Raw genomic sequence first — 22,035 nt, 5'->3', positions numbered from 1 at the left:
AAGACCCCCGACTCTTAATCCGTCAGGGATCTTCTCGCTCGATTATTCGTACCAATAACCTTTATGGCCTTTCTCCAGCCGCATGAGCGCTTCTAAGTAGTAGTAGTCGCCCCAGATCATATAATCGTCCGGCGCATTCCCTCCGCGAACGCTGTAAGAGCCTCTTTCAATGAACCCCTGCGCGTCGGGTTTCGACATCGTCGAATAAGATTGTACTAATCCTTTCATGGAACGATTCGCCCCCGCTTCCAGCCAGGATCGGTCGGAATGCGAAGCCGGGAGCTGCGACAGGATTTGCAAAATTCCGCAGGCCGCGATGGCGGAAGCCGAGCTGTCCCGTTTCGTCTCCGGCGTTACCGGGGCGTCGAAATCCCAATAGACGACATCGTCCTCCGGCAGCCGCTCGAGGAAATATTTCGCCAACCGAATCGCCGTCTCGAGGAACAACGGTTCGTTCGTGTATTTGGAGGATAACGCGAACCCGTAGATACCCCAAGCTTGCCCGCGCGTCCAGGTCGAACCGTTCGCGTAGCCTTGGTGCGTCCCGCCTTTCAACGCTTCGCCCGTTTCTTGATCGAAATAAAACGTGTGATAAGACGAATCATCGCCGCGAACGAGGAACCGCCGGCTTTGCTCGGCATGCTTCAAAGCCACATCGTAGTATTTCTTTTCTCCCGTCTGCTCGTAAGCCCAATACAGCAAGGGCAAATTCATCAAGCAGTCGATAATAATGCGCCCGCCGTTCTGCTCGTCGCCTTCGGGACCCCATGCTTGAAGGATTTGCGTCTTCGGCCGCCAGCGCCTCATCAGCGTATCGGCCGCTTGAAGCGTCAATGTCTTCGCCGCTTCGTCCTTCTCGATCATCCATTGCGCCTTCGACGAAAGCGAATAGAGGAAGCCGATATCATGGTGATCCAAGGAAATATGCCGCTCCAACCGCCGGCGGAAGCTCTCCACTGTCCGAGCGGCGGCATCGCGGAACTCCCTCTCCCCCGTATATTCGTAACAGAGCCATAGGATCCCCGACCAAAAACCGTCCGTCCAATCGGTATTATCGTTCAGCAGGTACTGGTCGTCCTTGCTGACATGAGGGAACCGATCCCCGAACCGCTCCATATTGACTCTCGTCTTCGCTACCGCGTCCTCGATCGCTGCCTTCCACATGCGACTCTCTCTCCCTTACCGTCAATTGCATCCAGTGTATCAAACGGTTCGGAGAAATATTTACGTTAGGTTGTCTGAAAATGTAGCTCTGATGCGATCTCGAATTACTTCAAGATCCCATGCGGCAAGCAAGCGTGAACGCCCTTCACCCCGTTCACGATCTGCGTGATGCGTAAATCGACGACCGAACTCCCTAACGCCATCGCCTCCACCCGGTTCAGACCGTATAACTCGCCCATCAAATGCAGCATCCCGTCCAGCGCTTGTACGGTCGCTTCGTCGAGATCCTCGTGAAAGCCGAACGTAATCCATCCCGCCGGCGTATTCGCCCGGGGATTCGTCAGAGGCGCGCCTTTCATGACACGAACCGTGATCTCAACCGCCTCCATAGGACATTCGATCGCCTGACAGCTGATTTCCCCGTCGCCCTGTACCGCGTGTCCGTCGCCGATCGCCAGATAAGCCCCGTCGACGGGGACGGGCAAGTACAACTTGCTTCCTTTCACGAGCTCTTTGCAATCGATATTGCCGCCGCAAAACCGGGGAGGCCAAGTCGGATGAATTCCCGTGTCTTCCGGAGGCATGCCGACGACGCCCATGAAAGGTCGTAACGATACCGCGAAGGCTTTCCCGTTGATGTCGCAAGCGCCCGTCATCGTCGCGTTGTCCAGTTTCCAGTCAAGGATGATTTCCTCGTAGTCGGTGAGCTGCAGCATCCGATTTTGCCAGTTCGGGTATTGGCCGGCGGAGGTAAATCCATAGGATCCTGGGATGATTTCATTGAATTGAATTTCCAGCGTATCCCCCTGCCTCGCGTCTTCAATAAAGATCGGACCGATTAACGCATGACCGCCGTCGACCTTTTCCCTTCTGGGAAATGGCTTCCTCCGATCCGTATTGCTCCCTCCCGTCCCCCAACCTGCATCCAGCGTCTCGAAACGAATCGTGTCGCCGGACGATACGGAGATGATCGGAGGCGCTTCTCTCGTGAACGAACCGATAAGCGATTGCTGCGACAATTCAATCCGGTGCGTCGCCATCGTCAGACCTCCTCCCACAATCGGTCGATCTTGTCCAATCGTCCGTCAACGAACGTCATCCTATAAATATCCGGCTTCGAGGTACGATTCCAGAACTCGAATCCATAGGAAGGATCGAAATAATTCATCATGATGGTCATGATGTTCCCGTGCGTGCCGATCGCGACGCTCTTCCCCTCGTATTCTTTGAGCAGTGTTCGAACGACGGGAATCGCCCTCTCTTGCGCCTGTCTCGTAGATTCACCGCCTTCCAGCGCAAAGTCCGGATCCTCGAACGACTTCTCGATCGCGGCGAGCAGCTCCTCCCATGGCGCTTGATAATCCAACCCTTTGATGGGTCTCTCCCGCAGCTCCTCGTATTCGACGATCGGCAAGTTCTTACGCTCCGCTAACCGCTGCACCGTCTGTTTCGCCCTAACGTAGTTGCTTGAAACAATGCTGTGAATCGGTTCCGACTCTAATCGATCCGCGACTTTCTTCGCTGCTTCGAACCCTTCCTCCGACAAGCCTCTCGATCGTTCTTCGCCGAATACGAATGGGGATTCCGCATGCCGAATCATATAGATTTGGGTTATGCTCATCTTTTCGTCATCTTCTCCTTCGTTTCGTTATCGGTAGTGCTTCAACAGCCATTCGAACAACTCGGGGTTAGAGAACGTTTCCTCCATAATAGAATGCTTAAGCCCGGGATATCTCGTAAACTCCGGAGACACTAGCGTATCCGAAGGGCACTGAGGCGCCATGACGAGAAAAGGAAAGTCTTCCGTTCGCTCCGCGAACGCCGGAAGTCCATATCCGTTCAATAAGCTCAAGTCGTTCCCCCTTTTTTTTATCCCATGAAGAAATAAGATGAAAGGGAAACCCTCGTTCGGCAAGGACTTTGGGAATAAATAACTTATAGCCCAAACCCGATTCAGTGTTGGGATCGTAACGGTCAACGATAGGCATGTTCGATCGCCTCCTACCTATGGAGTTAATATAATCGCTTGGTATAGCTTTCGTTTAACGATTGTTCGACTTCCTCTTCGGTAATTTGTATTTTATCGCCTACATGCGCGGCAATGATTCTAGCAGCGGAAGGCACGTCGCTCCTGGGCAACCATCGCCCTGGATCCCACAATCCGGAACGCTTGAAAGCCTTCCCGCAATGCATGAAGCATTCTTCGATCGCAACGCCGATGCCCAGGAGCGGAAGCTTTCCGTTCGCGGCGGTTTTATCGAGAAGCTCTTGATCTCGGCTTACGCATGCTTTGCCGTTCACACGGAAGGTCTCTTCCATCCCGGGAATCATAAAGATGATCCCAACGTTGGGATTCGTCAAAATATTCCTGATGGAGTCCATCCGTTTATTCCCCGGTCTCTCCGGTATGAATATATGTTTCTCGTCGATGATATGTACGAAGCCTGCTGCATCCCCTCTCGGAGATGCATCGCATTCCCCTTCCTGATTCGAAGTCGCTATTACGATGAAAGGGGACTTTCGAATAAAATCTATACTATGAATATCCAACGAATGAACGACCTTAATCGCCGCGAATTTGCTAGGATACCCTATTTCGGAACGAAGGATTTCTAGCTCGTCAATCGATTCGATTCGATTTTTGAATATGTTCTCCATCTCCTCTATATTCCAATAAGTACCTACCTAATAAGGATATGATTTCCTTAGCTACTGCGTCTGTCCCCTTCAATTTCCCTTCGAGCTTCTGTGCTTTGAAGTAATCCGATAGTCCGATATTCGCTTCCCTTGCAGTCGATTGCATGGAGGTGTCCATCATTCCGGGGTCGACCGCAATAATCTTTACTGGATTTTCCCCGACTTGCTCCAAAGCGGCGCATTTCGTAAGCATGTCCAACCCGGCTTTCGCCGAGCAATACAAGCTCATGCCGCCGGCAGGGAACTGCGCCGAAGCTGAAGTGATATTCACGACCATCCGCTTTTTCACGCTGTCCGAAGTCATTCTAAGGAAAGTAGATTGGAGTACAACGGGAGAAGTAAAGTTTATATTTATATTCCTGACGATATCTTCATCCGAGCAACTCGATAAATCCGTAAGGGGAGACACGGTCGCGGCATTATTGATCAACGAGATCGTTCCCGCTTCCGCCGATGGGATATCGGAGAGGATTTCATGCAACACTTTACTAGCCTCTTCCGGAAACGCTAGATCGACAGGGCGATACCGGTACTTAAACCCTCCGCTTCGAGCGAACGCTGCAACTTCTCTGTTCTCGGTTCTCGATAAACCATAAACTACATGATCCTCCTGCAACAACCGTCTGGTCAGAGATTCGCCGAGACCTCTAGATGCTCCCGTTATGATGTAGTAATTACCGGCCATAGCATCACTTCCATTCTAAATTCTTGAAAATAACAACTCCTCGATTTGATCGTCATCTCTTACGTTTTCAATCGCTTCATTAATTTTGAAAAACCCATCTTTTACCAATTGATCGTTCCTTCATCCGATTTCATTGGAACATCATATCTTCTTTCACTTCGCGTAATGCGGATTCCCTAGGATTAAACTTCAGCATGATCTATAACTCCGGGTTATGATTTTGCGTTAGAGCAGCGCCAACAATTCCCCTAATCGTTTGATTTCATAATTGGGTTTGATAGTCAACCCCGGGTTCCATGGTTGATTCACCTGCATCCAGATGGTTTTCATTCCTGCCTTGCCGGCTCCCTCAATATCGTTCGTTGGATGATCTCCTATGTAAATGCATTCTTCCGGGTTTACCTCTAATCTTTCTAAAGCCATCTTGAAAATTTGTGGATTCGGTTTTTTAATGCCTACTTCTTCTGACACTACTATTAGATCGAATTCGTTCCGCAATCCGATGCGGTCGATTTTTCCGTACTGGATCAAGGTTCTCCCATTCGTGATTAAGCCCGTTTTATATTTTGATTTTATATGCTGAACAACTTCTTGGGCTTGCTCCATCAAGGTTGCATTTCGTACATAATGCAGCTCATAATACTCCATTAATTCGGGCAACTCAGGACTTATTTTCCAAGGAAGTTCAACGATGAGTTCTTCGAATAATTCTGCCTTGTCTTTATACCCGTCTTGATCTAACTCAACGATTCTACGTACTAGATGATCAGTAATTTCTACATGATTGAAATATGTATTCACAAATGAAAGAGTGAAATTTCTAAATGTTTTACTTCGATCTAATATGGTATTATCTAGATCAAAAAGTACCGCTTTGATGTTCGTCATAGTACCCTCCCGCTCGCCGTTTCTTCCGGATTTCTTCTGCATCGAGATGAGTTCCTACCTGATACCCTAGATCATTCAAGATTCTTGTAAATAAATTCTCTATAAACTGAATATCCCTTCTTCTCGTAAAATTCTCGTGCCATTACATTATTGCTCCAGTAATCTAACTGAATCTTCTGTATCCCTCTTTCTCTTGCGATATCTTCAATTTTGTTCATAAGTTGCGATCCGAGCCCCTGATGTCTGTAATCATTTTGAGTGCTCAGTTGATGTACGAAAATAAATTTGTGTGCCTTCATGAACACACTTTCCGCTATTTCCTTTTCCTCAATCCAGGCATACCCGAAATATTCGAGTTCACCCTTGATCACCAGAAAATCATAATTAGGATTATTCACGATTTTCTTGAAAAATCCACTTATAGATTCATATTCGTATTTCTTAAAGTACTCCGGGTATAACAAAACATGGATATCATGGACATCTTTATTTAAGCGAGCGATGATCTCATGGTCTAAAGTTTTTACGATCTCCATGTTAGTACCCCCTACAGTTTTTCGACCCCTATATCGCGTTCATCTACGATTCGTTCAATCCAAACCTTCACTGCTGATTCCGTTCCAGCGTCACTATTCTCTTTGCTTCCGCTTGAGCGGGAAACGAAGTCGCTATGTCCCCCCTAAACCAAACTTCTATGTAATCTCCCTTCTTGATATTGCCTGGGTTTTTACCGCTTACCCAGTACGCCTCTTCTAATCGATCCAGCACCGCAAAATCAACGGTCTGTATTTCAAGGATCTCTTCCTTGCTTATTCCACTCACAACCAATAATCTATTCCTTTCTTGGTCTACGTCTAACACATATCCCGTAAAGTCGGATTCACCGCCGGAACATCCAACGAAAAAGAGAGACATGAGTGCAATCAAGATTATCCTTTTACATAAAAGAATAGATTCCACCCCCTAACCTACAATTGTTTGATAAAATACAAGTTCAAATCGTCATCGACTTGAACTGTTGTCCCTGGTTCTACTTCTACATTGTTGTACACGAGCCCATTCCCGTCAGGAATATATCCTCTTCTACAATAAATTCTTTGAGCCGCGCCGTAATCGCGATACAACCCGACTCCAATTCCGATTCTTTTATGGCCTTTTCTAACGATTCTTTCGAACTCCTCCAAGAGCCTATTCGCGATTCCTCTACGCCTAAACTCAGGGAAAACATTAAGATCATTGATTTCCGGGATTCCCTGTTCGTAAAAATGAGGGTACTCGGATTTATACTTCAGATGAGCGCACCCGGCGATCGAGTCTCCTATACTAGCAAATAACGTCACCCTGGTTCCTGATTTATTTTCTTCAAGACACCGAAAATAATAATCGTCGGTTCGATAAATCTTTTGTACTTGAAACGCCAGCTTCCACAAGTTCAGTAATTCTTCTGAGTCCAGCCTTTTAATAACAACTTCCACAAAATCGCCTCCCATCGAATCGCTCCGCGGACCGAGGTCGGCAGCTGCTACGCTAGCTACGCCTCTTCGAGTCCTGCTTTCAAATCCCTAATAAATTGTTCCGCAAAATCATGCATTTCTTTATAAATCTCTTTAGCTTCCGGTAAATAGCAATGAAATCTTCCGAGTATTCTTTGTTCGATGATATCTATAGTTTCCTCTAGTGTTTGTCCCCTTGCCGTTCCGGTTACTAGACACTTTACGATGATGTAAGTCTTTCCGCCTTCTATTAAATGAGCATCGTGAAGGATTCGTCCTTCAAGAGATTGAGCTTCTTCATCTTTTTGGGACTCCCAAGCAACCTTACATATGAAATCAACGAGGCTTTCTTCAACATTTCGATCAGACAGAAACTGACGAATTGCCGCTTCATCTTTGTATATAAACCCATGAAAATGTGCCGCTAAAATAATAATTTCCTCATTCGCTGAAGGATAATATTTGAATAGCTTTTTCGCAGATTGAACAACTCTTCTTATATGACTGAGATCATGCATAATATCCTTGTCAATATAATACGGAGTAACGAAATCGATTAGTTGTTCTTCTTGTATCACTCCAACAACCTCCTTAACCGCTTATGAATGTATAAGTCTTGTACCCCCCATTTTCCGATGCGTATTTCAAAATGTTCCCGTCACTCGGTAATCCATTGAAATAAGCTCCAATACAACCAGTCGTACACCTATGCCCTGAGATTAAAAGATTTGCATCCTTCATGTCGAGATTGCTCTGCAGCTCATTCATGAAATCAAAAATTCGTTTCATAAAAGCTCTCGCATCTTCCACCCCTCTATAGAAATGGGGATCCGGAATATGTCCGTGAAGACGAACTTCGCTTCTTTTCAAACCGTCCGCTTCGCCAAGGTCGTAAACATCTAGCCTGGAATCGACGCTGACGCTTAAACCGGTTACGATTTCCGCGGTTTGGATTGCCCTTTCTTGAGGGGAAGAAAAAACAATATCAAACCTAGTATCTTTTAGAATATCCCTCAAATTAGCCGCTTGAGCTTTACCCATCTCATTAAGGGGCAAACCCTGTCTACCTTGGAGCCGCCCCTCTTTATTCCAATCGGTCTGTCCATGTCTGATAACGAATATCAAAGTTTTCACTCCCAACGCTTTAGAAAATGCCTCTTGTAGACCGAGCAAGTTAAAAATGCCAAAAACCCACCTTCGGCGAGCAGCCTTGGGGTGGGTTATACTTTCTATTCCCGCTGAATGGTAAAAGAGCTTGGGCAATGGTTGCGATAAAGAATCATGATCGTTATCGCGTCCCTCAACACCATGGCCACATCCACTCGAAGGGAAACCATGCCACCCAAGACTCAATCACACTTCATGATTATACCATTTATTTCCTAGCTGAAATAGAACAATAATCTGTTCGCTCATCATTGCAATTCAAGATGACCTCCAGGTAAGATTTAGACGCAATTGCCGACTTTCTGTACCGCCCATGTCACTACGTCGCCGTGGAGCAATACCCTTTTCCCTTCTCTCTCGATTTCTACATCGTATGGTCTTGTAGTCTGCTTCAAGGTTTCCCAGCCTCTATAAGCATCTTGAAACTTATCAATAAGATATTGTGTCTCAAAATTTAACTCATACATCGGTTCAACATTCGTTCCGGAGTCAATGAGTGTCTCCGTTACATTGGTACTGATGATTATGCAATTCACTCCCCCGACCTTCGTGCCTTGAATCATATTCGTAATTACCTTGTCGAAAGTGGCCTCGGAATCTAAATGTTCTAAACTGGAAACTGAAAAGATATAATCATAACGTTCAAAACCAATAGGGAAGTTGCCAATGTCGATTTGGGTTCGGTCTATCCATTCTTCAACGCCGTATTGATTGGCATATTTCCCTAGAATACTTACAGCTGACTCCAACAAATCTACGCATACGACCTTTCCCGATCGATGCTTTAATTTCTCCGCTATCGGTATACTGTTCCTTCCTACGCCACAGCCTAAATCTAAAATCTGTACTTCCTCTTTCTGATCAAACAGGCTGAACAAATCTAGGACGGTTTTAACCGGTTTATGCAACCAAGATCCTTCTTGAAATAACTTGTTGTTTTCATAACAGGCATCGTGATATTGCTTTTCCATAGATCTGATTCGTTCAATTCGGTTCATTACACACCTCGCGCGTATCGGATGTCGTGTGCGTTTTCCGAACACCTAATAATGCTTCCACCATATCCCCGCACATTCCGGGACGATCGACCATTCATTATGAACTATTCTCTGCGCCACTTCTTTCCCAAAGAAAAACTCCGTTCCATTTTTCGCTTCCTCAAAGCTGGGGAATTCATAATCTGCACGTACCCAGCGGTGCTTGAAATCGTATTTGTCTGTTAATGCATGAAAATACGGCTTCAGGTATTCTGGTGGCTTGGGGATTTCCGTGCCTGTGCCCATTGTTTCAAAAATGATAATCGTGCCTCTATTTCTTAAGACTCTTTTCATTTCTTTAAATATTTGTTCTAAATTCTCTTCCCATCTCTCATTTCCTGTATGTGTTAAATAACAAATACTCCAACCGGAAATCACGATATCAATGGATTGATCTTCAATTGGTAATTTCCTGTGATCCGCAATGAGGGTTTTCCAGTTTCGATGTGTTCCTTGTTTCTCAAGCTTGCTGTCCAATAGGTTAAGCATAGATTCGGAAATGTCCGTACATATTAATGATTTTGCTTGCTTGGCAAGTGAGGCGGCGAATCTCCCGGATCCGGCACCTAAATCTAAGATATCCAGACCATGGATCGGTTGAATCTCGTTAATATACTTCGTTAAGCCAGGCTGCTTACTGATCATAAACTCATATGCGTCTACTTCATTTCGATAAATTTGTTCATGCGTAGCCAAATCGAGTCCTCTTTTCTGGATTATATGTTCTCGCATCTCGAAAAGTTATTTTTCTTCCACCACCCGGAAATAATGCCCATTCGGATCATAGAAGGTGAAGTAGCCGAAATCATTAGTAAATACAGGTTCTGTATCGATATGGGCGCCTGCCTGTTTAATCCGTTCATGCAAAGCAAGCAAATCATTCGTTAACATTTCGACCATGGTCACATGCCTCGTATCGTTAGTGATCCAAAATGAACGAGGAAATACGAATTTCAAATGGGTTATATCTTCCGGTTTGGTTTCCATCAAAAAAGTACTTGGACCGTTTCCATTTTTCAATGAGACATGAGCCTCTCCGAAGGAATAATCCGCCGAAGTTAATTCATAGCCCAATACATTGCAGTAAAAATCAACCGACTTTTTCAAATCCACGACTGGGAATCTTAAGCAGCAGTAACCACTCACATCTGCGTTATTTGTTTTTTTGCTCAACATTTTCACCTCTCCTTTTTATTTCTCTTTCTTGGCCGTGAATGCCGTGTTTTAAGATGCTCGCACCTTCCTCCAATTACATTCACATTTTGTTTTTGTCTAACGGTTTTAATTTGAAGTCCTCTATTAATTCGACATTCATCCTTTTGTCTATGTATGCTTTTAGCTGATCTTTGATATTTGGAATGAGTAAAACAGAATCCAATTGCTCGAGAGGGATCCACTTTACAGCGGATTGATGTGGGTCTGGGACTTGGGGTAGCTGTGGTATTGATCCGTCTTTTAAAGTGCATTCAAAGATAAGATGCAAACTATGCTTTCCATTAACTTCATAATCACCCGATTGTTTATGGGGAGCAAATTCATAAATTAAGGCCAGAGGCCCTACATCAATATCGATACATGCCTCTTCGAAAGCTTCCCTCTTTACAGCATCAATAATTGTTTCACCAGGCTCTGCCCCGCCGCCGGGCAAGTTATAATGTACTCCATTATCCTCATACTCTATTAAGAGTATTGAATTGTCTTTAATAATTAAGGCCGTAGGCCGAACTCTAATATGTGACAAGTGGCACCTCACCAATTTGAGATCTTGTTATCTCGAGTTTGCACGCGGTCTTTGATCCTTAAATTCAATGAGCAATTCCCCGAAAAGCGATTCAATCGTTGAATGGAACTGTTTCAGATTCACCTATGAGTACACCCTCTTTCAGACAACGGCACCTCTGGATTGTTTTGTCTTTCATTCTCTATAAATTCATCCTTTGTTAATCCAAATAAAATCAAGTCATGATACTTTCCATTTGTATATATGACTTGACGTCGAACTCCTTCTTGAATGCAGCCAAGTTTCCTCATCATGTTTGCAGAGGCATCATTTCCTTCAAGAACATAATCGTTGAATTTATTTAGGCGTCTCTCGAAAAAAGCATATCGTAGTAAAAGTCTAACTGCTCTAGTACCATACCCTTTGCCTCGATGATCCCGGTTGATTTGAATACCAATACTAAAAGTGCCATTTCTTTCATCAATGCTATTTAGGTTTATTCCTCCGATGTTCTCGTCATTTAAAGTTGTAATGGTAAACATGATTCGTCCAGATCCTGACGGAAAACCTGCAAATGTCTCAGCAAATTTCTTTGCTTCTTCGATCGTAGGCGGTAATTCAACGACGCACTCTAATAACCGACGAGCCGGTGAATCAAATCTATTGTAATAGTGTGCTTCCCAATCATTTGATTCAATTGCCCGTAACCTAATTTGTTCGTCTTGCCAATAATAATTGGAGTAGTTTATTTCCTTCAAATTTATCTCCCCCAAAAGAATAATTATCATCACTTACAAAACTAGGTTTACGATCTTATCGAAATTGTTATGGTTCTCGCCAAACCCAATCTTATCGCACAAATTTCCGTGAAGCCTGCGAAGTTCTGGTATCATTGAGTGTAAGGTCTTCATAATCTCTTCTTGATCTCTACCGCAACTCCACCGGCCTAACATCGACAATTGCCAAGGTTCTAAATTACTTCTACTCCCTTCAATCTTTGACCAATCCCACGCGTCATTTGGCTGACGATCCACTTCCATACTCCACCCTTTAACTATGAATGAACGCAAATTGCTAATCATCGTCAGGGCGTAGTAGTATTCTTCTCTCATCACTCTTCGATACACTTCATGAATATACGCATACACTTTGCCGCTCCAAGCTTCTACTTCTTCGCGAGTTACTTGATAAAACAAACCTTCCGATTGCCGAACGATTTCTTGTAGTTCTCCGGATGGATCATGAACCACTTTAATTCCTTTGAGCCAAACTGAGGGTTTTAAAGTTTGAAAAGTATAAATAAAGAGGTCCAGTTTAATAAACTGATCATAATGGGCAATTGTAAATGGTGCATTGGGATTTAAATCTTCAAAAAATAGTACATTCCCGAACTGTGCTGAAAGTTTTTGCTTATCGAAAATAAATCTCTTGTATTGTTCATCAGGAACGATAATTCGCAAATCAATGTCTGAAAAGTGATCTTCATTACCTTTCGCAAGGGAGCCACCAAGAAAGATTCCTTCAACATCCTCATTTGTTCTAAGGCTTGTTATGATTCGGTTCAAAAGTTCATGCCTTTTTCTAGGTAATTCCATATCTCTTTTGGAATGTCGGGAAATAAATCTCATCTCAGACCTCACCTTCATCGATTTTCAAGGGTTTCGGATAGTCCCCATACCATAATGTTTTATTGTTTCTTTGATCGTCTCATCCTTGTTCTTATCCCAAATAAAGCTTAATTCAAAAGTTCCTTCATTAAAGAACAAAGGGAACCTTCTCTTGAACCAATCCTGCATCGGTAAATCCATTGCCTTCCTTATTGGAATCCAAAGAAGTTCACCTTCAGGCGGGTTTTCGAGAAGTTCCCCTTCGAAAGAAGTTGCCAAATAATTAAAGACCATATATCTTAGGCCTTCATTGGGCTCACAAAATTCATCTAATCCTTTATAAATAATATCTTTTACAATTAGTCCCGTCTCTTCCCTCACTTCTCGAATCGCAGCATCGACGATACTTTCGGGGAAATCAACTTTTCCGCCAGGAGCAAGATAACCAGGAAACCCTAATCTATCAGGCCTGTTTACTAATAAGACGTTTGCATCGTTTTGAATCATACACATTGTATAAATCTTGTGGGTCACTGTTTTACTCAAGAACGTCAACTCCAAGTTTGGTGATAATTATTTTTTCGCTCATCCGGATCTTTCGCTCACGTCCCTCGCATTCAGCTTTCTAAGAACACACCCTCAACTTTATTTACCCTTATGACTTTCATTTACTTGTTCCATTTCGCCTTATTTATCTCTTCTTTTAATCTGAAGCATTCTTCTAAATCGATATCGTACACATTAGCTAGAGCAGCAATGTAATATAAAACGTCATACAGCTCTTCTTCAATTGTCCCTTTAATGTGCCCGGTATCTTTGATCCTTCTGTTCTTCCTGATTACTTCTGAGAGTTCCCCTATTTCTTCAACCAACTTATAAAAATAATGTAGTTTCTGATCAGGAGCATAATCCGTTCCCTTAATGTACTCTTGTAAACTCCTTAGCGATATAACTTGATCATTCATTTCATGTTCACTCCTTGTCCGCAACACCGGCTTCCTCGAAACTAAATATTATTTCCTTTCATCACCATTTCCTTGTATTTTTTCGGTGCTCTATTAAGATAAGCATCTCCAATGATTCCGGCTATATCTGTCCATGTAGCATCTCGGTCAAGTCTTAGTCCAACCCACCCTAGATGTCCAACATATGGTGGGTTAAAATAAATTTCAGGTTTTTCTTCGACGAGTAAAGTTTGAACACCTGGAGGGGCAGAACACCAAAGTGCAATTCTTCCATCACCGTGATGATTAACACGATATTGTACAAATGAAAGTTTATCGTTAATAAAAAACGTAGGTGCACCATGGCTGATTCGTTCACTGGTCCCAGGTAATGAAAGACATAAGGATCTGATTTTTTCAAAAAGAGACTTACCAGCCGATGATTCTTCAAATAATACTTCCCTGTCCAACTTACATCACTCCTCCTGCACTGGTTTCGTGTAACGTTCATCGCATTCACGATCTCCCGTAAGGGAGTTGTCGCAGCAACCACATCTTCGAACCCATATCTGGGACCAAGGGTGCCTGCACAATGCCGGCCTTCCAATTCGAAACGTCAGTTACTTATTTGTTACCGAGTTGTTCCGCCAAACCGATCAGAAGTCCTTCGGTTCCACGAATGTAGCAGAGCCGATACGAGTCCTCGTACTGAACCACTTCGCCAACGAGCTGAGCACCATACTTAGTGAGTCTGGATACCATTTCGTCAATGTCTTCAACGGTGAACATGACGCGTAGATAACCAAGGGCGTTTACAGGAGCAGTCCGGTGATCTGATATAGTAGGTGGGGTGAGAAATCGCGAAAGTTCAAGTCGGCTGTGGCCATCCGGGGTAACCATCATAGCAATCTCTACGCACTGAGAACCCAATCCGGTTACGCGGCCGGCCCATTCACCTTCGACAGTGGCTCGCCCTTCGAGCTTCAAGCCAATCTCCTCGAAGAAAGAGATTGCGTCATCAAGGGATTCTACAACGATGCCGACATTGTCCATTCTTAGTAATTTGTTTGTTCCCATAGGTTTATCTCCTTTGTGTGCAAATTTATTGCCTCATATCAAGTTTGGCGTGAATGCGGTGTTATACGATGTCAGCGCCCTTCTTCGAATAACCTTCTCCCGTTTCCTCAAATCCTCAAAAAGTTAAATATATTATCTTTGTATTCATCCCATCTATAATCTTCATTTTCTATTATTAGTTTTGGAATCGACCATTCTTGAACAATTGTAAACACAAAATCTTGATTCCTAGTCCAAAACTCCCCTGCCTTAACAAAATCCTCGTCTGAATATAGCCCACAACGATCTTGTGTAAATTCTGGCCCACGAATATTACAGATCCAACGCCAATTCTGTTCCACATACGGTTGAAAATAATAAATTAAAGCAGGATTAAGTGGTAATAGAATGTTTTGGATGTCTCTTGTTAAAACTTTTATATCGTCTAAATCCATCCCCATATTAAATGCGAAGCCAATGGTATTCTGAAAAAGATAAGCTTCAATTATTGTTATTTGATTACTTCTCAAACGGTCTTGAACAAACTGACTAAATAACTGCTTAACCTTTGTAGAAAACCAATTCGCCTCATCCTTCAGGGCGAATGAAGTGAACTGCCTGTCATAAATTCTTAATGGATGATTCTCTGCTAATTCGTGAATAAAAGTGTTCTGTACATTCCCTAAATCTAATTTATCTGCAATTAACTGGCCAGTCGTTGACTTCCCTGATCCAGGCATACCGTCAATAATAATCAGTCTTGTATCTACCATTAAGATCACCTATTCCTGGTTAAATGTTTGCGCTGATTTCCTAAAACGTTCTTGCATTCACGAACCCCGTAGGAGGTTGTCCGCAGCACCTACCTCAACGAAAATTACTTCTGCGGAACGAGGGCGCCTTATTCTGATCTACACTTCTTTAACGTATATTTTTGTACGCTCGCCATTAAAATAAAAACTATCTGCAACGTGATTCCAGTTATACTTCTCGTAATAATTCTCAAGAGAAGTACTTAAATATAACTGCTTATAATCAAACTTTTTAGCCTCAGCGGAAGCGTGATCGAGCAGTTTTGAGCCCATGTTGTTTCCTCTATATTCAGGCTCGACAAACAAGCAAGCAAACCATGGAGTTAGGTCTTGTCGCGCTACAAGTTCATTTCTTAAAATCGCGTAACAAGCCACAACCTGCTCTTCATCAGCTGCAAAATAAAATTTAGGAACATCATTGCTTATCAATGAATGAGCCATACAGTCGTAGTAAAAATTGAAATTTTCTTTTGTTCCCCATTTACTCCAAACATATTTGGAAAGCTGATCGATCTTATCAGTTTTTTCAGTTAATCCAAAGATACTAATCATCTAAATTTCTCTTTTCTGTTTTTTGTTTTAGGGTCTTTCGGCATTCACGAGGGCGCCAGCCCGATGCGTGAATGCGGTGTTATGTGATGTCAACGCCTTCTTCAATTACATGAGAGAGTTTTTAGAACTTACGTTTTTGATACGGCAGGCCAACTCCATCTTCACAATATGACTTTAAGCTATACAGAAATATTGCCCAATTATAATTACAAAATCTGTAGAATGTTGTAACTTCTCTCCAATTGGTGTGCTTGAGGGTGAGATATGACTTTTGATTTTTTTCTTCAATTTCAATGGATACAAGAGTATCGATCCATTCGGGATCAGAATCTACACACTTCCAAACCACCCTACTGTCTCTAACAAGTTCAAGTATCTGCATCTTTGTTATATCGTTACTTCCAAAACGAAACTCGTTTGTTAATCCAATCTGGTTTCGAACTGTAAGTTCATTCGTCCATACTTCGGACAATCCTTTGGGAGTAGTTAAGGCATCATAAATTATTGGGCTTGGTACATTTATTATTTGTAGGTGTTCAATATTCGGCAAGTTTAAAACCTCCTATGGTATTGTTGATTTAATTTTTTGTGTTAATTTCACATAACGCCCATCAGATTCACGAACCTTCAAAGGAGGTTGTCTGCAGTCTGCAGCTCAGCTTCCCCGAGGGCACTTCTGCGGATCGAGGGTCGTCAGGCCCAATGCGTAAATGTGGTGTTATCTGACGTTCCCTCATCTTTGAGATAACCCTCAAGATTGCCCCTATTCGTTCGATTGCTTTTTGTGATCTTGTATTATCCGTTGTGGTTATGATTTCATTAGCCGCCTTCTTCGAATTACCTACAAATATGTTCTATACAATATTCAACTATCTGTATCCTTTAGTTCAATTGCCCGCTCCTTGCTTTAATGTTTTGAACGCATTAAAATGGGGATTTTCATGCAAACACTTTTTGATTTGCAGTGCACATTCGTGAGTTTTATTGAATTCCGTATCTATTTCTAAGTCGTAAATGCCATGTGTATGAACTAGATTATACTGATAATTTGCAAGACCAATATTCCGATCTCCTCTTTCTCTTTCCCTTCGTTGAAGTTCTTCTAGTGAACAAATTACTGAAACAAACAACACTTTGTAATCCGCTAACAACATAACGCATTCTTCTAGCCACTGTCTTTTTTCGAGTACATGATCGACAATTATATTATTCCCGGCAGCAACTAATGCGGGAAGTGCATGATGCATTCCCTTTATAACTTTCAACATTGCTTCTTTTGTTGCATCCGCTGGTTTACCTCCATTAAGATAGTCAACCGGCAACATATATAAAAACTTGTCTACTGATATGTGTAAGTATGGTTCGTCTAAAATTTTTTGTAACTCCAAAGAAATACTGGTTTTCCCAGAACTCGAAGTTCCATTTAAAAATATAACTGTCCCATGTGACATTCGACATACCCCTCTTTTTGTTGACTTAAAGTTATTTCCTCATTAACTTAGATAACTTCTATGCATTAGATTGTGATGGGCTTTATGAACTTGCGGCTATTTCTTATAACGTTCCTCGCATTCACGAACCCTCACCGGCTTAGATAGCTCCTATCTTAGCCGGTGCAGGGTTGTCCGCTTAATAATCTACTTTAGAAAATGCTCCTCGCGGACCGAGGGGCGTTAGCCCCGATGCGTGAATGCTGTGTTATCGGATGTCAATTCCTTCGTCGATTCGTCTAAATGTTCATTATGTATAATGCGCTTGGTCATCTGATCTTATAGTTTTCTTGCCTTAATCACAAAAGTTACAGGAAGCATTTTTGCTCTCTTTGCCATATCGCTGTTATTATCCCGCGATTGCATTATCTCTTCATCAGTTTGCTCAATCATTTGCTCAATAACAAATCCCGCTTTCGCCAGCGCGTTTACATAGGTTGATAGCATACGGTCCGCTAACAATAGTTCACCTTCATCAACAGCTACCGGATACCAAGCTTCATCGAAATAACTCTTCTTAATTACAAACCTTTCATTGTCTGCAGTAACACATCTGTGTATAGGGTGAGACCAACTGAAAATAAATACACCGTCTTTTTTAAGGTAAGAAGCAATCCGGCAAAAGGTTCCCTCGAGATCGGTGGTCCAACCTATGGCATAAATCGAATAAACATAATCAAAATAGTCAACCGGGATGCCGCATTCTTCTTCCATGGGGGAACAGACCAAATTTGCTGAAATACCGCATGACTTTAAATGCTGAGCTGCTTTTTCGATTTGTCTTTCCGAAATATCCACAGCCCATAGTTCAGATGCGTTTCGTTCTCCGTGATATTGCAAGGATTGGCCGTTTCCGCAGCCGATCTCCAGTAGTTTTTTTCCAGAGATATCGCCAAAAAACTGGAATTTTTCTTCTGAGACAAACGCTCCATAATAAGGAAGCACAATTGCTTTCAAGAAGTCATTGCCTTTTGTATCCCAATAGAAGCTGTTTGTCTTACGAACAACATTCCTATCCATGTCGACCGAGATGGCGACGCCAACTTCGCCGTCAATATTGATTGTTTTATTTACAGAATTTTTGTCCATGAAGACACCTTCTCCTGATATGTTTATTATTTCAGATTTGCATTGATTTCCGATAACGTCTCTCGCATTCACGAACTCCCGTAGGAGGTTGTCCGCAGTTCCAGCTTCAACGAAGATCCCTCCTGCGGACCGAGGGCGCCAGCCCGATGCGTGAATGCGGTGTTATTCGCTGTACCCTTTTCTCCGAATCACTCTCCAAAGCATTTAATTCTTGATCCAATATCTTTTTATGACGTTTCCATCTTCTTCATAGAAGTCTATATCTGGTTTTCCACTATTCTTAATTATTGTTTTTTCCGAAGCGATATTATCAGCATCGCAAACTACCAGGACTTTATCTATTCCAAGTTTCCGAGCTTCAATTATAGAAAGTTGTAACAACTTTGTGGCATAACCCTTTTGCCTTTCGGATGGTCGGATACCGTAGCCAATGTGTCCACCAGTATTTTTCAAGTGTTCTGTTAATCTATGTCTAATATTAACTGCACCCAGCACCCTTTTGTCGTGATCTACTAGCCAAAACGTTGAATCCGGAACCCATCCTTCAGGCAATCCAATACCTTGTTCACTATCAGAAAGGAACTTCAACATACCTTGAAAATCACTCGGATCTTTACTAATGACCCACGGGACCATATCTTCACCGGAATCTTTCCATTCTCTATAGAAAGATAGATATTCTCTCTCAAATTCCATTTGGGGTTTTACTAACCTTATTTTGTTCATGTTTGTATAAGTCCTTTTTAATTTTTTGATCTTGGGGTATTGCGCATAACATTCCTCATTCACGAACTCCCGTAGGGAGTTGTCGCAGCAACTACTTCTGCGAACCCACGTCTGCGACCAAGGGCGCAAGCCCGATGCGTGAATGCGGTGTTATAGGATGTCCCGGCCTTCCTTGATCAACTTACAAATTGTTTTGGGGTTTTCAACTGGTTTCCCCTATGTTATTCTTAGAAGTAATAAAGCCGAGTGCGGCTAACACTCGGCTATACAATTGGCTTGGATGGGATATCCCTTCTGAGTTTCAGGACATAAAAACCCACCTTCGGCGAGCAACCTTGGGGTGGGTTTTTACTTTCTCTTGTAGTTATTCCCGATGTATGTTAAAAGAGCTAGGACAAAGGATGCGAAGAGAATCATGATCGTTATCGCGTCTTTCAACTCCATGGTTTCACCTCCTTCCGAAGGGAAACCATGCCCACCCAAGATTCAATTGTACCTCATGATTATACCATTTATATCCTAATGGATATAGAATGTTTGTTCGTTTTTTTGATTTTGTTTTACTATCTACGCGAGTTCACGAATCGATTCTTCTTACGCGGAGCGTAACTGTTCACGGTTTGTCTTTTGTAAGGCGAAGCGAACCTGTTCACGGATTGCTCTTATCGATGTAGTTTTTTCCGCTGGGATTTCCTATAACGTCTCTCGCATTCACAAACTCCCGTAGGGAGTTGTCGCAGCAACCACTTCTTCGAATCCACTTCTGCGACCGAGGGCGCCAGCCCGATGCGTGAATGCGGTGTTATACGAAGCTACCTATAATTTTTATTTTAATAATTTTTCTATTATCCCCTTAAAGTTTAGTAGTTTTTTGGCCTTAATTATGTAACCCAAATTATTTGGTATAGTTGATCTTGAAATAGGTACATTTGTTGTAGGGATATTTACCACTTGGATTTCACCCGTCACAGTATGTTGGGGTCCGGCATAGAGAACTCCCAACAATTTAATTCTATTTCCAACATAGGCATTTCCATCCCTCGTAGAGAACATGCCTACATTCCACAATAGAACAGGAGAACCGCTTGAACCGGGAAAACATGCGCAATCTATCATGAACTCCTCTTTGCCGTTGTAATTCATACTTGGATGAGTAGCTGTTACCCCTCTTCTAAAAATGGGAGCATTATTTACAGAATCCCATAGGCCGTTTGGATAACCAGCCATAATTATATCTTCTATAGCAGTAAATCCAATCTCATCTTCTTCTGTTGGGATAAGAAATTCAGGAATTTGGGCTGTAAATAAATGCTTCTCACTATTTAATAGAGGAGCGATAGGTAAAACACATAGATCGACATCAGCCTCCGGATGCATTAACCATTGGTTCTCAAAGTTCGACAAACTGTACGTCTCGTAAATTACAGGGATATGCGGATGGTTAAGCTTGTCAATATTGATATGGAAAGATCCATTTACTGCTCCTCGTACAACATGCTTATTCGTTACGATTACTGGAACTGTTTTATCTTCGCCAAAAGTGAAACTAAAGAAAAAACCTGTACCTGTACTTAATCTGTTTTGATTATCCCGGCACTCTATGCGTATAGTACTATGCATAATCTGCTCTGCTGGTGATAGTATTTGCTTCATGAATACCCCCACTAATAAATTATGGTTAGTTTCGTATAATGTCTCTCGCATTCACGAACCTCCGTAGGAGGTTGACCGTAGCCTCACTTCTTCGAAATCTCGTCTGCGGACCAAGGGCCGTCAGGCACGCCGCGTGAATGCGGTGTTATACGATGCCACCCGACTTCCTCGAATAACTCACAAAATCATTCCTTAATCGCGTATACTACTAAAGATACAAAACCGAGATCTACAATCCTGTTCCGATGTTCGGATCAAAATGATATACAAATAAATCCGTCTTCTTGATCCCCCTCTTGAAAATGAACACTCTCCTGTCTCGTCACAATCTTCAAGCAATTTTACCTTTATTCCGGCTCAGGTTACATTCAGGATAATGTCCTTTAGTTCAATCAGAGACTTGATTCGATAGCTGGCCTGTGAGAAGTCATGTGTTCTTGTGAAGTCGTTATGGACAATAGCACAGTCGATACCAGCCGCCACGGCTGAGTTCAACCCTCTGTTTGAATCCTCTACAACCAGGGTCTCTTCTTTGGTAGCTCCGAAGCGCTTTAGGCCGGTCAAGTATGGTTCCGGGTGCGGCTTAGTGCGCTCGTAGTCTTCGCGAACAAGGACAAATTCCATGAATTGTATAATCTGGCGTTCCTCGTGAATAAGTTGAAAGTCCGCACGTTTTGCAGTCGTCACGATGGCCATGCGTACGTACTTTGACAGTTCGGCTAGAGTATCAACTACGCCTTCAATCTCTATGGCTTCTGTTCTTAAATATTCCTGATAATAGACGTTGCGGACATCACGCTGCTTGCTGATGGTCTGTTCATCAATACCTGCCGCCCTTGCTTGGGACCAAGTGCCCAATGACTGGGTCATGTCGCGGAGGTATTGATCTTTATCCAAGGTAAATCCAATGTCAGCCAGAGCCCGTTCTCCCGCTTTGTAATACCAGAATTCAGTATCAACCAGAACACCATCATGGTCGAAGAGTATGTACTTTTTCATTGTTCGTTCTCCTTTGTCAGCTGCAGCAAGCGTGCCAATCACGCGCCGTTGATCACCTTTAAGTAAGCGGGACACTCCCTTTTTTTGGCTCTTTTGATTTTCCGGGTGGTTTCATATAACGTCTCTCGCATTCACGAACCTCCGAAGGAGGTTGCAGCAACTGGAGTGCTACGATAAAAATGCAGTCGAAAAACACCCTCGTATGAAATAAAATGAAAGCTGACGAGGGGACGAGAGACAATGAATCGGTACGACA

Annotated in this window: 31 protein-coding genes; all 31 read right to left on the bottom strand. The window is 43.0% G+C overall.

Annotated features, from left to right (window positions below; all coding sequences use genetic code 11):
- Positions 1-42: 42 nt before the first annotated feature.
- On the bottom strand, positions 43-1,164 hold the full coding sequence (locus FE782_RS09600) for a glycoside hydrolase family 88 protein (RefSeq protein WP_138193877.1): 1,122 nt from the start codon (positions 1,162-1,164) through the stop codon (positions 43-45).
- Between the two features lie 104 nt (positions 1,165-1,268).
- Positions 1,269-2,204 (bottom strand): acetamidase/formamidase family protein, encoded by a 936-nt coding sequence (locus FE782_RS09595; RefSeq protein ID WP_138193876.1) that lies wholly within the window; start codon positions 2,202-2,204, stop codon positions 1,269-1,271.
- Positions 2,205-2,206: 2 nt separating this feature from the next.
- A complete protein-coding gene (locus FE782_RS09590; RefSeq protein WP_238392406.1) occupies positions 2,207-2,785 on the bottom strand; it encodes a histidine phosphatase family protein in 579 nt (192 codons plus the stop codon).
- A gap of 97 nt (positions 2,786-2,882) precedes the next feature.
- A complete protein-coding gene (locus FE782_RS09585) occupies positions 2,883-3,152 on the bottom strand; it encodes a hypothetical protein (RefSeq protein WP_138193875.1) in 270 nt (89 codons plus the stop codon).
- A 25-nt stretch (positions 3,153-3,177) separates the two neighbouring features.
- Positions 3,178-3,822: a pyridoxamine 5'-phosphate oxidase family protein gene (locus tag FE782_RS09580; protein WP_138193874.1), complete on the bottom strand. Its 645-nt coding sequence runs from the start codon at positions 3,820-3,822 to the stop codon at positions 3,178-3,180.
- Positions 3,785-4,546, bottom strand: a complete 762-nt coding sequence (locus tag FE782_RS09575) for an SDR family NAD(P)-dependent oxidoreductase (protein WP_138193873.1) — start codon at positions 4,544-4,546, stop codon at positions 3,785-3,787. Before FE782_RS09575 ends, FE782_RS09580 begins: the two co-directional genes overlap by 38 nt.
- Before the next feature lie 225 nt (positions 4,547-4,771).
- On the bottom strand, positions 4,772-5,434 hold the full coding sequence (locus FE782_RS09570; RefSeq protein ID WP_138193872.1) for an HAD family hydrolase: 663 nt from the start codon (positions 5,432-5,434) through the stop codon (positions 4,772-4,774).
- 71 nt (positions 5,435-5,505) lie between these two features.
- Positions 5,506-5,970 carry a GNAT family N-acetyltransferase gene (locus FE782_RS09565; RefSeq protein ID WP_138193871.1) on the bottom strand — a complete coding sequence of 155 codons (465 nt, stop codon included), beginning with the start codon at positions 5,968-5,970 and terminating at the stop codon, positions 5,506-5,508.
- Positions 5,971-6,037: 67 nt separating this feature from the next.
- Positions 6,038-6,361 carry a DUF3221 domain-containing protein gene (locus FE782_RS09560; RefSeq protein WP_138193870.1) on the bottom strand — a complete coding sequence of 108 codons (324 nt, stop codon included), beginning with the start codon at positions 6,359-6,361 and terminating at the stop codon, positions 6,038-6,040.
- 41 nt (positions 6,362-6,402) lie between these two features.
- A complete protein-coding gene (locus FE782_RS09555; protein WP_138193869.1) occupies positions 6,403-6,909 on the bottom strand; it encodes a GNAT family N-acetyltransferase in 507 nt (168 codons plus the stop codon).
- 56 nt (positions 6,910-6,965) lie between these two features.
- Entirely contained in the window at positions 6,966-7,505 is a 540-nt protein-coding gene (locus tag FE782_RS09550; RefSeq protein WP_138193868.1) for an HD domain-containing protein, read from the bottom strand.
- Positions 7,506-7,518: 13 nt separating this feature from the next.
- Positions 7,519-8,052 (bottom strand): histidine phosphatase family protein, encoded by a 534-nt coding sequence (locus FE782_RS09545; protein ID WP_138193867.1) that lies wholly within the window; start codon positions 8,050-8,052, stop codon positions 7,519-7,521.
- Between the two features lie 323 nt (positions 8,053-8,375).
- The gene (locus tag FE782_RS09540) at positions 8,376-9,092 is read right to left on the bottom strand and encodes a class I SAM-dependent methyltransferase (RefSeq protein ID WP_138193866.1); all 717 of its coding nucleotides are present in this window, start codon (positions 9,090-9,092) and stop codon (positions 8,376-8,378) included.
- Between the two features lie 45 nt (positions 9,093-9,137).
- The gene (locus FE782_RS09535; protein ID WP_202914505.1) at positions 9,138-9,827 is read right to left on the bottom strand and encodes a class I SAM-dependent methyltransferase; all 690 of its coding nucleotides are present in this window, start codon (positions 9,825-9,827) and stop codon (positions 9,138-9,140) included.
- A gap of 45 nt (positions 9,828-9,872) precedes the next feature.
- Positions 9,873-10,307, bottom strand: a complete 435-nt coding sequence (locus FE782_RS09530) for a VOC family protein (protein ID WP_138193864.1) — start codon at positions 10,305-10,307, stop codon at positions 9,873-9,875.
- Between the two features lie 79 nt (positions 10,308-10,386).
- Positions 10,387-10,884, bottom strand: a complete 498-nt coding sequence (locus FE782_RS09525; protein WP_439116430.1) for an NUDIX domain-containing protein — start codon at positions 10,882-10,884, stop codon at positions 10,387-10,389.
- Positions 10,885-10,991: 107 nt separating this feature from the next.
- Complete coding sequence (locus tag FE782_RS09520; RefSeq protein ID WP_138193862.1) at positions 10,992-11,609, bottom strand: GNAT family N-acetyltransferase; 618 nt, start codon at positions 11,607-11,609, stop codon at positions 10,992-10,994.
- A 33-nt stretch (positions 11,610-11,642) separates the two neighbouring features.
- Positions 11,643-12,479, bottom strand: coding sequence for a nucleotidyltransferase domain-containing protein (locus FE782_RS09515; RefSeq protein ID WP_158299324.1), 837 nt, complete (start codon positions 12,477-12,479; stop codon positions 11,643-11,645).
- Between the two features lie 24 nt (positions 12,480-12,503).
- Entirely contained in the window at positions 12,504-12,971 is a 468-nt protein-coding gene (locus tag FE782_RS09510) for an 8-oxo-dGTP diphosphatase (protein ID WP_138194174.1), read from the bottom strand.
- A 155-nt stretch (positions 12,972-13,126) separates the two neighbouring features.
- Positions 13,127-13,423, bottom strand: a complete 297-nt coding sequence (locus FE782_RS09505) for a MazG nucleotide pyrophosphohydrolase domain-containing protein (RefSeq protein WP_138193860.1) — start codon at positions 13,421-13,423, stop codon at positions 13,127-13,129.
- 41 nt (positions 13,424-13,464) lie between these two features.
- Positions 13,465-13,872, bottom strand: coding sequence for an MmcQ/YjbR family DNA-binding protein (locus FE782_RS09500; protein WP_138193859.1), 408 nt, complete (start codon positions 13,870-13,872; stop codon positions 13,465-13,467).
- Positions 13,873-14,026: 154 nt separating this feature from the next.
- The gene (locus FE782_RS09495) at positions 14,027-14,479 is read right to left on the bottom strand and encodes a VOC family protein (RefSeq protein ID WP_138193858.1); all 453 of its coding nucleotides are present in this window, start codon (positions 14,477-14,479) and stop codon (positions 14,027-14,029) included.
- Positions 14,480-14,586: 107 nt separating this feature from the next.
- Positions 14,587-15,231 carry a P-loop NTPase family protein gene (locus tag FE782_RS09490; protein ID WP_138193857.1) on the bottom strand — a complete coding sequence of 215 codons (645 nt, stop codon included), beginning with the start codon at positions 15,229-15,231 and terminating at the stop codon, positions 14,587-14,589.
- A 138-nt stretch (positions 15,232-15,369) separates the two neighbouring features.
- Positions 15,370-15,822 (bottom strand): GNAT family N-acetyltransferase, encoded by a 453-nt coding sequence (locus FE782_RS09485; RefSeq protein WP_138193856.1) that lies wholly within the window; start codon positions 15,820-15,822, stop codon positions 15,370-15,372.
- 121 nt (positions 15,823-15,943) lie between these two features.
- Entirely contained in the window at positions 15,944-16,372 is a 429-nt protein-coding gene (locus tag FE782_RS09480) for an SRPBCC family protein (protein ID WP_138193855.1), read from the bottom strand.
- 337 nt (positions 16,373-16,709) lie between these two features.
- Positions 16,710-17,273 (bottom strand): chloramphenicol phosphotransferase CPT family protein, encoded by a 564-nt coding sequence (locus tag FE782_RS09475; RefSeq protein ID WP_138193854.1) that lies wholly within the window; start codon positions 17,271-17,273, stop codon positions 16,710-16,712.
- 318 nt (positions 17,274-17,591) lie between these two features.
- Positions 17,592-18,401 carry a class I SAM-dependent methyltransferase gene (locus tag FE782_RS09470; RefSeq protein ID WP_138193853.1) on the bottom strand — a complete coding sequence of 270 codons (810 nt, stop codon included), beginning with the start codon at positions 18,399-18,401 and terminating at the stop codon, positions 17,592-17,594.
- Positions 18,402-18,605: 204 nt separating this feature from the next.
- Entirely contained in the window at positions 18,606-19,127 is a 522-nt protein-coding gene (locus tag FE782_RS09465) for a GNAT family N-acetyltransferase (protein ID WP_138193852.1), read from the bottom strand.
- 348 nt (positions 19,128-19,475) lie between these two features.
- Positions 19,476-19,571 (bottom strand): putative holin-like toxin, encoded by a 96-nt coding sequence (locus FE782_RS32775; RefSeq protein WP_338016886.1) that lies wholly within the window; start codon positions 19,569-19,571, stop codon positions 19,476-19,478.
- 381 nt (positions 19,572-19,952) lie between these two features.
- Positions 19,953-20,831 (bottom strand): S1 family peptidase, encoded by an 879-nt coding sequence (locus tag FE782_RS09460; protein WP_238392405.1) that lies wholly within the window; start codon positions 20,829-20,831, stop codon positions 19,953-19,955.
- A 306-nt stretch (positions 20,832-21,137) separates the two neighbouring features.
- Positions 21,138-21,779, bottom strand: coding sequence for an HAD family hydrolase (locus tag FE782_RS09455; protein ID WP_138193851.1), 642 nt, complete (start codon positions 21,777-21,779; stop codon positions 21,138-21,140).
- Positions 21,780-22,035: the final 256 nt, after the last annotated feature.

The organism is Paenibacillus antri (genome assembly GCF_005765165.1).
Classification (GTDB): Bacteria; Bacillota; Bacilli; order Paenibacillales; family YIM-B00363; genus Paenibacillus_AE; species Paenibacillus_AE antri.
The sequence above is the reverse complement of the archived record's forward strand: the minus strand, read 5'-3'. Positions and strand labels throughout refer to the sequence as shown.